Source organism: Ruegeria sp. C11, from assembly GCF_056537725.1.
Genome location: NZ_JBQFSB010000007.1, coordinates 26,819 through 39,359, shown reverse-complemented (window position 1 = coordinate 39,359; position 12,541 = coordinate 26,819). Strand labels below are relative to the sequence as shown.

Sequence of the window (12,541 nt, the reverse complement as noted above, 5' to 3'; positions counted from 1 at the left end):
TTCGAATCTCGATTCCCGTGAAGAAGAGGGGGAAATGATGACTCTGAAAGGTTCAACTTGTCCGGCACAAACGGACCAGATTTGCAGTCTTTCGGAAAAAAATCGCGAAACCAAAGCCTTGGAAGCTTAGCAAAAAACTGCCCGATATCTGTTTCGCGATTTACCAACCCGTTGATAGTTACAAAATTGACTATTAACACATTAATGACTTATGTTTCGGAGGAGGATACCAGTCATGAAATTCACCAGGCTTTCAACCTTGCTTGCCACTGCAGCTCTCGCAGTCAGCGGAACAGTTGCAATGGCAGCCGACTACACGTTGACAATTTCCAGCTGGGCGCCGCCGACGCACGGCATCAACGCCAAGATGTGGCCCAAGTTCGTCGAGATGGTTGAAGAGGCCACAGACGGCAAAGTCACCGCCGAACTCAAGCTTGGCATCGCCCCGCCCCCGGCACAGATGGACCTGATCATGGATGGTGCTGCGGATGCCTCGATCATCTTTCACGGCTACCAGCCGGGCCGCTTCGTCACCACGAAGCTGATCGAATTGCCGGGATATGAGGGTTCGGCCGAGGCTGCATCAGTTGCCTATTGGCGCGCTTACGACAAATACCTGAAAGACGCGGACGAGCATCGCGGGGTAAAGGTCGTCGCGTTGCACACACACGGCCCTGCCCAGCTGCACTCCAGCTCATCTGTTACCGAACTTGGTGAGATTTCCGGCCTCAAGGTCCGCATCCCAGGTGGTGTTGGTGGCGACGTGGGTACGGCGCTTGGCGCGACGGGCATTCAGGTGCCGGCCCCCAAGGTTTACGAGACGCTGGCCTCTAAGGCGGCTGACGGTGTCGTGATGCCCTTTGAATCCCGCAAGGGCTTTAAACTGACCGAAGTGGCGCAGAACGTTTACGAGATGCCCGGTGGCCTTTACCGTGGTTCCTTCGCCTTCATCATGAACGAAGACACCTTTGCCGACCTCCCCGCAGACCTGCAGGCCGCGCTTGACGAAAACGTCTTTGGTGAACCGCTGAGCCGGGAGATTGGCAAGATCTGGGACGAGATTGACGCGATCGGTCGCGAAGCCACGGAAAGCACCGATGGCAATGCAATCAACGCCGCCTCGGACGCCGATCTTGAGAAGTTTTCGGTCATCGCAGAGGATGTGCGCGGAAAAGTCATCGCCGAAGTCAGCGAAACAGGCGTGGACGCGCAGGCCGCCTATGACATGATCCGGTCGGAAATGGCGTCCAACTGATCCAGTCTGCGGGGCGGCGCGACGCCGCCGCCCCCAGCCAACCCCTTTCGGGAGCAGCCAAATGACCTCTCTCATCCAGCTTGTACGGCGGGTCAGCATATTGCCGGTTATCGTAGCCAGCGCAGCGTTGTTCATCCTCATGATCATGACCTTTTGCGATGTGATCCTCAGATCCGTCTTCAATTCTCCGATCGAGGCTGCAACGGAACTGACCCGCATCCTGATGGCGATACTGGTCTTTTCGGTCCTTCCGATCATATCGGTCACCAACGGCCATATTGCCGTCGATCTGACCGACGGAATATTCCATCGTCTGCGCCTGAGCCGCATTCGCGACGCCGTAATCTATCTAGTCAGTGGCGTGATGCTGTTCTGGCCCGTCCAGCGGGTCTGGGTGCTGGCGGAACGCGCGCGCGACTATGGCGACGTGACTGAATATCTGTCGATCCCGACCTATCTCGTCGGCTGGTTCATCACCATATCCGTGGCAATCACGGCAGTGGTCATGATCATCACCGGCCTGCTTCATCTCTTTGCCCCCCATACCCTGTCGGAGCATGCCAAATGACCGCCGCGCTTATCGGATTTGCACTTGTCCTTGTTCTGGTACTTGTGCGCTTGCCCATCGTTTTTGCAATGGGCCTTGTGGGCACCTTTGGCTTTGCCTATGAACGCGGAGGCTCAATATTCGATGAGCGTGGGCTCAAAGCCGCGATGTCGATGGTGGGCCGCCAGATCACAGACACCGCGCAGGATTACGGCTTGTCCGTTGTGCCGCTGTTCATCCTGATGGGCCTGTTCGTCAACAAAGGTGGCATGGCGCGCGAGCTTTACGCAGTTTCCAACGCCTTTCTGGGTCACATGCGGGGTGGAATCGCCATGGCGACCGTGGCGGCATGCGGTGGGTTTTCCGCCATCTGCGGCTCGTCCCTGGCCACCGCCGCCACCATGTCCAAGGTCGCCATGCCGCAAATGCGCCGCTACGGTTATTCAGACGAGCTGTCCACCGCATCCATCGCGGCAGGCGGTACCTTGGGCATTCTGATCCCGCCCTCGGTCATTCTGGTCATCTACGGCCTGCTGACCGAAACCTCGATCGGAAAGCTGTTTATGGCCGGTATCATTCCGGGTTTGCTCGGCATCCTGTTTTATCTGTTTGCCGTGCGCTGGACCGTCTGGCGCAACCCCGAGGCAGGTCCGGCAGGTGAGCGTGCCGACTGGGGCGAGCGGTTTCGCGCGCTGGGTTCGGTCTGGGCCGTGCTCTTGCTGTTCTTTCTGGTTATCGGCGGGCTATACGGCGCCTTCGATTTCGAGCCGCTGAACCTGACCTTTTCGCCCACCGAAGCCGCGGGTATGGGTGCCGCCGGTGCATTCCTGATCGCCTTGTTCCGCGGTGGCCTGACCATCGGGTCGACCTTCGAAGTGCTCAAGGAAACATGCTTTACAGCCGCCGCCCTGTTCGCGGTTCTGATCGGTGCGCAGATCTTTTCCAACTTCATCAACCTCGCAGGTCTGCCCGAGGCGCTGATTGCGCTGGTCACGGCCTATGACGTTTCGCCGTTTGTCGTAATCCTGATGATCCTGGGCATCTACATCATCCTTGGTTGCGTTTTTGAATCGCTGTCCATGTTGCTGCTGACGGTGCCGATCTTCTTTCCGCTGGTGACCTCGCTGGGTTATGATCCGATCTGGTTCGGCATCGTCGTCGTTGTTGTGACGGAAATTTCCCTGATCACCCCGCCTGTTGGTCTGAACGTGTTCATCCTGAAGGGCGTGGTCGGCGATGTGTCTACCGGCACGATCTTTCGCGGAGTGACACCTTTCTGGGTCGCTGACATTTTCCGGCTGGCGTTGATCGTGCTGGTGCCGATTGTCGTTCTGTACCTGCCGCAACAGATGGGCGCACTGGGTCACTGAAAACGGCGTCCGGCGCAGCCGCCGGTCGCAGCCTCAGTGCGTTGAGCATTCATTTATTGACCGATCATTCGGTTAATTATATCCTAACGATACCGTGCTGCCCGGCGGTGTAACAGGAACAGGAGAGTCCGATGACCTTGCAACAGATTTCCAGTTTTGCCGCCGGAGAATGGATCGCACCCGACGCAGGCGCCCGAACCATCGCTTCGGCCATCACAGGCGAAGCTTTTGCAAGCGCCGGAAATTCGTCGCTTGATACCAATGCCATGCTGGAATTTGCACGCAACAAGGGCGGTCCGGCCTTGCGCAAGCTGACCTTTCACGAGCGCGCTAAGATGCTCAAGGCACTGGCTCAGGCCCTGACGACGCACAAGCAGGCGCTATACGATCTCAGCTTCAACACGGGCGCCACGCAAAACGACCACCTGATCGATATCGACGGCGGCATCGGCACAATGTTCGTTTTTGCTTCCAAGGGTCGTCGCGAGATGCCCGACAGCCATGTCTATCTGGACGGAGATGTTGAGCAACTATCGCGGCACGGTACCTTTTTGGGGCAGCACATCTGCACACCGCTGCACGGCGTGGCCGTTCACATCAATGCGTTCAACTTTCCGGTCTGGGGCATGCTTGAGAAACTGGCCCCCACCCTTTTGGCGGGCGTTCCCGCCATTGTGAAGCCTGCGACCAACAGCTGTTATGTGACCGAGCTGGCCGTAAAAGTCATGCTGGACAGCGGCATTCTGCCCGCCGGGGCGCTGCAGCTGGTTTCAGGTGGGATCGGCGACATGCTGGATCACCTGACCTGTCAGGATGTGGTCAGCTTTACGGGGTCGGCCGATACCGCACTGAAGCTGCGGCAGAATCCTGTGATCCTGCAGAATTCGGTCCGTTTTGTCGCCGAACAGGACAGTCTCAACGCCTCAATCCTCGGTCTGGACGCGGCACCCGGAACACCTGAATTCGACCTGTTCGTGAAAGAGGTCGCGCGCGAGATGACGACGAAGGCTGGGCAGAAATGCACCGCCATTCGCCGCATCATCGCCCCCGAAGGGCTTGTCCAACCGGTTATCGAGGCGCTTTCGGCCCGTCTTGCAAAAACCACCATCGGCGATCCCCGGCTTGAAACGACCCGAATGGGGGCGCTGGTTTCAAACGGACAGAAGGCTGATGTTCTGGCCAAGGCAGAAATCATCGGCCAAGAGGCGGAGCGGGTATTTGGTGATCCGGAGTCGTTTGCCATCGAAGGCGCGGATACGGAAAAAGGCGCGTTTGTCCCGCCGATGCTGTTTCACTGCGCCGATCCGGACAACGCCAATCGCGTTCACGATACCGAAGCTTTTGGGCCTGTTTCGACCATCATGGGCTATCGCGACACAGATCATGCCATTGCAATTGCCAATCGAGGTCAGGGGTCATTGGTTACCTCGCTGATCACGCATGATCCGGACATCGCGCGCAATGTGGTTCTGGGGGCTGCGGCCTATAATGGGCGTATCTACATCAACGACCGCGACTCGATGAAGGAATCGACCGGGCACGGCTCCCCCCTGCCCCACATGGTGCATGGCGGCCCCGGTCGCGCGGGAGGCGGCGAAGAACTGGGCGGTGTTCGCGGCGTCCAGCACTACATGCAACGCACCGCCATTCAGGGCTCACCCGAGATGCTGACCGCAATCGGTCAAACCTGGGTTCCCGGCGCCACCGAAGTCAAAGGCCCGAGCCATCCTTTCACGCGGAAATTCGGAGATCTGTCGATCGGTGAGACGCTGCATACCGCGTCCCGCACCGTGACGATGGACGACATCGAACATTTCGCCCATTTCACGGGTGACACGTTTTATGCCCACATGGACGAAGAAGCGGCCAAAAGGAACCCATTCTTCCCCGGCCGCGTGGCACATGGCTATCTGCTGCTCAGCTTTGCCGCAGGGCTGTTTGTCGAACCGAACGAGGGACCTGTTCTGGCCAATACCGGACTGGACAACCTGCGCTTCATGAAACCGGTCAGCGCGGGCGACAGCATCAAAGTCCGCCTGACGGTCAGGAAAAAGACCCGCCGCACCGATGAATACGGCGAGGTTCGCTGGCACGTTACCCTGACCAATCAGGATGACGACAAAGTCGCGGAGTACGAGTTGCTGACTATGAACGCTTATTGAGGACCGTGGTCCAATCGGAACCTTCAATTTCGGTGTTTGTGTTTTTCTTATCCGCGCTAAGGGTTTAAACTGGTCCTATGACCAGTGACCAAAGGTGGTTCGAAACCGCAGTGGCCGATCTGACCGACCCGCACAATCTGCGCGTCTGGTCGATCATCGTCTCGCTGTTCGGCGACCTCGCACAGGAGCGGGGCGCACAGATTTCAGGCGGCGCGCTGACTCGCATCATCGAACCGATCGGCATCAAACCCGAAGCGATCCGTGTCGCGCTGCACCGCCTGCGCAAGGATGGATGGATTGAAAGCGCCCGCATTGGCCGCGTCTCGATGCATTTTCTGACTGATTTTGGCCGAACCCAATCCGCCCAGGTGACGCCCCGTATTTATGCAACCGAACAGGTGACGCCGGAAACTTGGCACATACTGATTGCCGAGGAAGGGCCAGGTATCCGCACGCTGGATGATCTGCTGCTGACCCGTGATTACACATCCATGGGCAAGAATATTGCCATGGCGTCGGGGCCACCGCCCCGGAATTGCGAGGGCCTTATGGTGTTCGAGGTAACCGCGCGCTCGGTCCCCATGTGGTTGCAGACACGCATTTGCCCGCCGGAGTTGCGAGAAGCCTGCGAAAGCCTGCGTGATGCTGTCCGACGCGCCCATGATACACGCCCGTCGGGCTGGGACCCATCCCCGGCGCAAGTTGCAACCCTGCGCACACTGATTGTCCACAGATGGCGCCGGGTCGTTTTGCGGCACCCGGATTTGCCACCGATCTTTTTTCCGAAGGACTGGGCCGGGCCGTCCTGCCGAACCGAAGTATTCAGACTGCTGGATACCCTGCCTTGCCCGAAAGTTGCCGACGTCAATCAATCGGATTGACCCAACGGCATCTGCCGCACAGGCTGCGCGATCCGATTCCTTTTGTTACGCTTCAGGCTGAACGCCCAGCGGAGGATCGGCGCGCCATGACGCACCAGACCGACATGCTTATCATAGGCGCCGGTTTCTCGGGACTTGTCATGGCGATCGAGGCGCGAAAGCGCGGGATTTCGGACATCACGATATTGGAAAAGGCCGGCGACATCGGTGGCACGTGGCGTGAGAACACCTATCCCGGTGTCGCATGTGATATACCCTCGCACCTGTATTCAATGGCGACACACCTCAACCCAGACTGGAGCACTGCCTATGCCGGTGGCGCTGAGATACAATCCTATCTGCAGCAGGTCGCCCGAGATGAAGGGTTATACGATCTTTGCCGCTTTCATCAGGTGTTCAAGTCCGCCAGATGGGCGGACGGCCGCTGGCATGTCGAAACCGAAGACGGCCACAAGTGGTATTCGCGCATTCTGGTGTCTGCGATAGGTGCGCTGCACATTCCATTGATCCCGGAAATACCGGGCGCCGACAGCTTTCCCGGCCCTGCATTTCATTCAGCCCAATGGGATCATTCCCAGGATTTGTCAGGCAAGCGTGTGGCGGTCATTGGAACAGGTGCATCCGCGGTGCAATTTGTTCCGGAAATAGCAAAAACCGCAGAAGAAATTACGATTTTCCAGCGCACTCCGCCCTATGTCCTTCCTCGCCCGGACGGACCGATCGCGCCATGGGTTCGCAAGCTCTATGGCCGGTTTCAGGCATTGCCCAGATTGCGGCGGGAACTGATCTACAGGATATTCGAATTCCGCCACCGCGTCTTTCGTGGTGAAGAGGGGGCCGTCAATTTCGCCATGAAAATGTGGCGGAAGTCACTGACCGACGCCATTTCCGATCCGGCTCTGCAAAAAGCGCTGACGCCGGATTACCGGATCGGGTGCAAGCGCATACTCAGTTCGAATGACTGGTATCCAGCCCTGGCCCGCAGAAATGTCGATCTTATCCCAAGTGGTGTCGAATCCATTGATGGAAACAGGATCGTTGCAAGCGACGGCAGCCAGACCGAAACGGACGTACTGATATGGGGCACTGGTTTTCGTGTAACCGACGCAATGGAACGGCTGAACATATGCGGCGTCGAGAGGCAGACATTACGCAAAGCCTGGGCAAACGGCATGCAGGCCAATCTTGGCACTGCGGTTGCGGGTTTTCCGAATTTCTTCATCCTGCTCGGGCCACATACCGGGCTGGGCCACAACTCGGTCGTTCTGATGATCGAGGCGCAGGTGGCCCATATCGGAAAGGTTCTGACACAAATGAAGTCAAGCGGGCTAAGCATCATAACTCCGGATGCCGAGAAGCAGGCTGCGTTCACCCGCGAAATGCAAGAACGCCACTTAAACAGCGTGTGGCAGGCAGGTGGCTGCACCTCGTGGTATCAGGACGCTGAGGGCCGGAATACGACGCTTTGGCCGGGAACCGTGGCCGAGTACAAAAACCGCATGGCTCGCTGCGGGCTGGAACAATACCACGGAATTGATCCATCTGAATTGACTGGGGAAAATTGATATGAATGTGCTTTTGATCTTAGTCCTACTCATCGGTGGCCTACTGCTTGGGCTCAATCTCTGGACCCGGCGGCTGGCCCGGCAGGGATCGGAGCTTGTGCCTCAACTTGGCAAGGTCATCCCGGTTGACGGCGGCAGCATTCATTATGTTGAAGCGGGGGACCCTGCCCGCCAGACCGTTGTTCTAATTCATGGTCTGTCCGGCCAGCTACAGCATTATACCTACGCCCTGATGGACCTGCTTGCAGAGGAATATCACGTTATCGCCGTTGACCGGCCGGGATGCGGATATTCCACCCGGGAAAGTGCCGAGCTTGGCACATTGCCCGAGCAGGCGCGCATGATTCATCAGTTCCTACAGATCAAGGGCGTATCAGACACCGTTCTGGTTGGCCATTCTCTAGGTGGGGCGGTTTCACTGGCGATGGCGCTGGACTATCCCAACGACGTCTCGGCTCTGGCCCTGTTGTGCCCGCTCACCCACAAAGTGCCCGACACACCGGCTGCGTTCAAAGCTCTGGAGATACGCACCGGATGGCTGCGAAATCTCATTGGCAACACCATTGCGGTGCCCATGGCGCGAAGAACTGCCCCACAGGTTCTGGCTGATGTGTTCGCGCCCGAAAATGTCCCTGACGACTTCATCTACAAAGCCGGAGGCGCGCTGGGGTTGCGCCCGTCTGCCTATATTACAGCGTCTCAGGACGTGGTTGGTGCGGATTCGAGCATCCAGCACCAAGCCGATCGCTACAATGACCTGAAGGTGTCCGGGGCCATCCTGTTTGGCGCAGAGGATAAAATCCTGTCACCGCGGCAACATGGCGAGCCGATGCGCCAGTTCGGTATAGCTGTGGAGGAACTGGAAGAGCGAGGACACATGATCCCGATCACCGCTCCCGCAGAATGCGCCGCATTCATTCGCAATGTAGCGAACGCGCACCAAATCCCGCAGGACACTGCCGGATCGCAATAACAGGTTTAAATGATGAAAATGGAAAGAGGGAAGAAACCGGTAAATCCACAGTTTTCCCTCTTGACCCTACCCCACACCTCCCTTAAATCGCCTCTCACTCATGGCGGAGTAGCTCAGTTGGTTAGAGCAGCGGAATCATAATCCGCGTGTCGGGGGTTCAAGTCCCTCCTCCGCTACCAAAATCCCCCTATAAAGCAGGCGATTGCGATCAATATCCAAATTCCTCCCTGCGGGTTTCCTGCCGGGACTGCAGTGAGACTGCAATCCGACAGTAGGGATTCTAACCCGCTCCTATCCGATTGTCCTGTCTATAAGGTCGAATTCTCGGTCGGTTCGCATACAAAACAATCAGCGGTCATTGATAGGCTTTCAAATCGCCAATCAAAGGAGTGTAGACAAGCATTGGCCGCATGGGCGGATCAGCGTGAACGCGATGCAGGGCCGCCCAGCCGAGTTTTTTGACACGGTTAGTTAGTTAAGTACTTGGATGCCATGTCAGCCAGTTTGTTCTGCGCTCATTTCGTCGACCATTTCGGAAACCCGTTTAAGGTTTACTGTGCGAAAGCAAGGCAGGTGATTGTTTGTCATCAATGACTCAACAGCTAAGTAGCATTGCAAGCGCGCTCTTCTTTCGTCCGGCATTCCCTCATGACACAACAGGTCAAATAGGCCAAGGTGCTCTTGTGGGGCATGAAAATCCTCACAGGCTGCGAGCAGTGGGTAGAATGCCAAAGGGTTGACTTCGAAGAATTTTCGCATCAGACGACCTGCCAAAAGCATGTCTTCTTCCAACCGTTCCTCGATGTCGAAATCCCGCCATTTCTCATAGCTTGCATCTGTGTAGGGGAGGCTTAACCCGAACATTATTTTGGATAAGTCATCTCTGAAAACATTCCGAAGCTCACTTGATAAGTCCAAGTAATGAGACGTAAGAATCGATCCTATACCGTCCCTGGCGACGTCGAGCCGGACGACGTGAATCTTGTTTTCTATCAAAGCGTAGAACTCGACCCAATCACCCTGCGGTCGGGGTATTACCTTTCGTACATGGAACTTTCTTTTGTCAATGTAGCGCATGACATCCGCGTGAGAGATTTCACGGAATGCTGTTCCAATTCGAACATCATCTTTTGCGAGACCTTCGATTGCCATCTCTATTGAAGCTGTCTTGAATAGAGATGAGCCAAGTAATTTTCGCAGCATATATGATCCTGATTGCCTTTGTGTGGCGGTTTATTGTGAGGCGCTCAAGTGGCAGTTACCCAGTCGAGCGAGCTATGATCAAAATCAAACATTGTCATTCTGCCACCTCCTGCTGGTGTGATTTCTACTCGGATACGCCCTTCGGTTCCTTTGAGTGATATTGCTTTCTTCTTGCGCCCTCCTCAATTGGGTCTTCGCTTCAACGAGCTTTGCTTCCCCATCCCCCCGGTTCAATCGTCTCGAGTACCAGTGAAGTGGTCCACCAGGAAATCGATCAGAACCCGCACCCGTCGCGGCAGGAATGTTGTCTCCGGGCGTAGAATGAAAATCCCGCCGCCGGCGTCTTGTTCAGTGTAGTCAGTTAACACCGGCACCAGGCGGCCATTTAGCAGGTCGTGGGAGATAAGAAACTCTGGCAGCCAAGCAATGCCTCGCCCCGCGCGGCACGCTGCATGGAGAGCTTCCAGGCTGTTGCAAATGAAGCCGGGGCCAAGCCGTGCATGCCCGTGTGGTGCTTGGGCAATTCCCCAATCCGAAAGGTGCCTTTCGTGGCCCAGGCGCAGACATTTGTGTGTGGTAAGCTCTTCCGGTTGCTGAGGGATGCCATGCTGTTCTAGGTACGCAGGTGCGGCACATGGCACCCGCCTGTTGGTCATCAGTTTTCGTGAGACCAGGGATGAATCGCCTAAGACACCACTGCGGATCGCAAGATCAAAACCTTCTCCGACCAAATCGACCAATTTGTCGGTCAGCAGCAGTTCGATCTCAACCTCCGGATGCCGCTCCATGAATTCGATCGCCAGATGAACTACATACAGGCGGCCAAGAGCCGCAGCGCTTGTCAGGCGGATTGTGCCGCGCAGCCTGTCGCCATCATCGGCAATATCCTCTTCCAGCGCTGTGAGGCGAGCAAGAAGCCCCCGCGCTTCCTCCACATATCGCTGCCCCGCATCGGTCAAGGCCATGCGCCGGGTCGAGCGGACAAAAAGCGGCACCTTCAACCGCTGTTCCAGCTGATGCACCCGTTTACCCACAGCGGACGGGGTGTATCCCAACACTCTGGCGGCGGCTGAGAAACTGCCGTGATCCACAACGGCCAGAAGGATCTCGATTTCTGTCTTTTGCGTCATCTGTTCCAAAATCTATCAAGAGGTGATCCAAGTAGCCAACTTATCATGCAATGTGATCCAAAGTATCTCAGGTGGAGATGAAAACTCCAAGGAAAACTGCTTTGCACACCGCTTCGAACGTATCTCTTTTCTCGCCACTCACTTTGCCGAATGGGCGTGTATTGAAGAATCGGATCATCAAATCAGCGATGTCGGATTCGTTGGCTGATGGCCAGGGAAACCCTACTCCTTCTCAGATGCGGCTTTATGAACGCTGGGCTAAAGGGGGGCTTGCCGCGTCGATCATCGGCGAGGTGCAGGGTGATCCGCGGTATCCCGAGAAACCGGGCAATCTGGTACTGGATGGTGCAGCCGACGAGACGGCGTTTCGCGACCTTGCGCGGCGCGGGTCGGCTAACGGAGCCCAATTGTGGCTGCAGCTTGGGCATGCCGGGGCAATGGCTCATCCTCCGATCAGCAAATCCAGAGGGCCAAGCGCTATCGAGTTTCCTGATTTCCGCAGCGAAGCCATGTCAATCGCCGAGATAAGGGCCGTTCCAGATAGCTTTGCCCGCACCGCTCTGCGTGCGGCGGAATTGGGATTTGGCGGCGTGCAAATCCATGCCGCACATGGCTTTCTCCTCAGCCAGTTTCTGTCGCCGCTATTCAATCGCCGAACCGATGCCTATGGCGGTTCGATACAGGCGCGGATGCGGCTACTTATTGAAACGGTCGAAGCCGTTCGCGCGGCGGTCCCATCCGACTTTGTGGTAGCAATAAAGTTAAATGCAACCGATCAACTCGACGGAGGCCTAACGGAAGACGAAGCACTCGAAGTCGTTGCCGGACTTGAAGGCAAGGATGTCGACCTTCTGGATATCAGCGGCGGGACCTATTTCCCCGGAGCACCTTCCAGCTCAGAACGCGCGACTAAAGGTCCATATTTTGTCGAATTTGCACGCGCTGCGCGTCGACTGATATCAGTTCCACTTATGGTCACCGGCGGCTTCAAACGCAAAGAGGAGGCTGAAGCTGCAGTCCGATCAAGGGATGTGGATGTCGTGGGAGTGGCACGGGGTATTGTCCTTGATCCCTCCCTGCCCGCAAAATGGCGGGCCGGCAAAGGTGATCCCTCTTTCCCTAGGTTTGCCACCTTGCCGCCCGGAGGAATGACTGCTTAGTTTACCATGCGCATGACCGATCTCGGAGAAGATCGAGAGGATCATGTTAACCGGGACATCGGTGAAGCTATTGCAGAATATGAGAAGCGCGATGAATTGCGTGTCGTTCAGTGGAAGAGAAGGTTTTCTGTTCTGTAAGGTGTTCCAGCCCTGAAAGGGTGGCTTTCCCCAAAATCAGTCATTGACCCAATCTGCAGCGAGGGGCAGGAAACCACCCGATCTCATATGCATCATACGGCCCGGCGCGGTCACTCGTTGGGATCGTGTCATGCCGTGTTTGCAGCATACATTCCAG

At 56.6% G+C, this 12,541-nt stretch carries 11 protein-coding genes and 1 tRNA gene; 10 read left to right on the top strand and 2 right to left on the bottom strand.

Annotated elements, in window-relative coordinates; translation table 11 throughout:
* Positions 1–235: 235 nt before the first annotated feature.
* The 8 genes from ACR0NA_RS13740 to ACR0NA_RS13705 all read left to right on the top strand — a co-directional run bounded on the left by ACR0NA_RS13740 (position 236) and on the right by ACR0NA_RS13705 (position 8,932).
* Positions 236–1,255: a TRAP transporter substrate-binding protein gene (locus ACR0NA_RS13740; protein ID WP_480729651.1), complete on the top strand. Its 1,020-nt coding sequence runs from the start codon at positions 236–238 to the stop codon at positions 1,253–1,255.
* 61 nt (positions 1,256–1,316) lie between these two features.
* Positions 1,317–1,823: a TRAP transporter small permease gene (locus ACR0NA_RS13735; RefSeq protein WP_480729649.1), complete on the top strand. Its 507-nt coding sequence runs from the start codon at positions 1,317–1,319 to the stop codon at positions 1,821–1,823.
* Positions 1,820–3,172, top strand: coding sequence for a TRAP transporter large permease (locus tag ACR0NA_RS13730; RefSeq protein WP_170654363.1), 1,353 nt, complete (start codon positions 1,820–1,822; stop codon positions 3,170–3,172). The genes ACR0NA_RS13735 and ACR0NA_RS13730 overlap by 4 nt, the downstream gene beginning before the upstream one ends.
* 131 nt (positions 3,173–3,303) lie before the next feature.
* Positions 3,304–5,334 (top strand): phenylacetic acid degradation bifunctional protein PaaZ, encoded by a 2,031-nt coding sequence (gene paaZ / locus ACR0NA_RS13725; protein ID WP_480729646.1) that lies wholly within the window; start codon positions 3,304–3,306, stop codon positions 5,332–5,334.
* Between the two features lie 77 nt (positions 5,335–5,411).
* Complete coding sequence (locus ACR0NA_RS13720; protein WP_480729644.1) at positions 5,412–6,215, top strand: PaaX family transcriptional regulator C-terminal domain-containing protein; 804 nt, start codon at positions 5,412–5,414, stop codon at positions 6,213–6,215.
* Positions 6,216–6,301: 86 nt separating this feature from the next.
* A complete protein-coding gene (locus ACR0NA_RS13715) occupies positions 6,302–7,780 on the top strand; it encodes a flavin-containing monooxygenase (RefSeq protein ID WP_480729640.1) in 1,479 nt (492 codons plus the stop codon).
* Position 7,781: 1 nt separating this feature from the next.
* Complete coding sequence (locus ACR0NA_RS13710; protein ID WP_480729638.1) at positions 7,782–8,753, top strand: alpha/beta fold hydrolase; 972 nt, start codon at positions 7,782–7,784, stop codon at positions 8,751–8,753.
* A gap of 102 nt (positions 8,754–8,855) precedes the next feature.
* Positions 8,856–8,932 (top strand) — tRNA-Met (locus tag ACR0NA_RS13705).
* 316 nt (positions 8,933–9,248) lie between these two features.
* Here ACR0NA_RS13705 and ACR0NA_RS13700 read toward each other — a convergent pair.
* Complete coding sequence (locus tag ACR0NA_RS13700) at positions 9,249–9,617, bottom strand: hypothetical protein (RefSeq protein ID WP_480729636.1); 369 nt, start codon at positions 9,615–9,617, stop codon at positions 9,249–9,251.
* 57 nt (positions 9,618–9,674) lie between these two features.
* On the opposite strand from ACR0NA_RS13700, the gene ACR0NA_RS13695 reads away from it, so the two are divergent.
* Positions 9,675–9,914: a hypothetical protein gene (locus ACR0NA_RS13695; RefSeq protein ID WP_480729632.1), complete on the top strand. Its 240-nt coding sequence runs from the start codon at positions 9,675–9,677 to the stop codon at positions 9,912–9,914.
* Between the two features lie 272 nt (positions 9,915–10,186).
* On the opposite strand, the gene ACR0NA_RS13690 is transcribed toward ACR0NA_RS13695, so the two are convergent.
* On the bottom strand, positions 10,187–11,086 hold the full coding sequence (locus ACR0NA_RS13690; protein WP_480730038.1) for a LysR family transcriptional regulator: 900 nt from the start codon (positions 11,084–11,086) through the stop codon (positions 10,187–10,189).
* A gap of 77 nt (positions 11,087–11,163) precedes the next feature.
* On the opposite strand from ACR0NA_RS13690, the gene ACR0NA_RS13685 reads away from it, so the two are divergent.
* The gene (locus ACR0NA_RS13685) at positions 11,164–12,246 is read left to right on the top strand and encodes an NADH:flavin oxidoreductase/NADH oxidase family protein (RefSeq protein ID WP_480729629.1); all 1,083 of its coding nucleotides are present in this window, start codon (positions 11,164–11,166) and stop codon (positions 12,244–12,246) included.
* Positions 12,247–12,541 lie beyond the last annotated feature (295 nt).

Coding starts and splice junctions, on each gene's coding strand:
- ACR0NA_RS13740 (WP_480729651.1), top strand. CDS start 236: ATGAAATTCACCAGGCTTTCAACCTTGCTTGCCACTGCAGCTCTCGCA.
- ACR0NA_RS13735 (WP_480729649.1), top strand. CDS start 1,317: ATGACCTCTCTCATCCAGCTTGTACGGCGGGTCAGCATATTGCCGGTT.
- ACR0NA_RS13730 (WP_170654363.1), top strand. CDS start 1,820: ATGACCGCCGCGCTTATCGGATTTGCACTTGTCCTTGTTCTGGTACTT.
- paaZ (WP_480729646.1), top strand. CDS start 3,304: ATGACCTTGCAACAGATTTCCAGTTTTGCCGCCGGAGAATGGATCGCA.
- ACR0NA_RS13720 (WP_480729644.1), top strand. CDS start 5,412: ATGACCAGTGACCAAAGGTGGTTCGAAACCGCAGTGGCCGATCTGACC.
- ACR0NA_RS13715 (WP_480729640.1), top strand. CDS start 6,302: ATGACGCACCAGACCGACATGCTTATCATAGGCGCCGGTTTCTCGGGA.
- ACR0NA_RS13710 (WP_480729638.1), top strand. CDS start 7,782: ATGAATGTGCTTTTGATCTTAGTCCTACTCATCGGTGGCCTACTGCTT.
- ACR0NA_RS13700 (WP_480729636.1), bottom strand. CDS start 9,617: ATGTTCGGGTTAAGCCTCCCCTACACAGATGCAAGCTATGAGAAATGG.
- ACR0NA_RS13695 (WP_480729632.1), top strand. CDS start 9,675: ATGAGACGTAAGAATCGATCCTATACCGTCCCTGGCGACGTCGAGCCG.
- ACR0NA_RS13690 (WP_480730038.1), bottom strand. CDS start 11,086: ATGACGCAAAAGACAGAAATCGAGATCCTTCTGGCCGTTGTGGATCAC.
- ACR0NA_RS13685 (WP_480729629.1), top strand. CDS start 11,164: ATGAAAACTCCAAGGAAAACTGCTTTGCACACCGCTTCGAACGTATCT.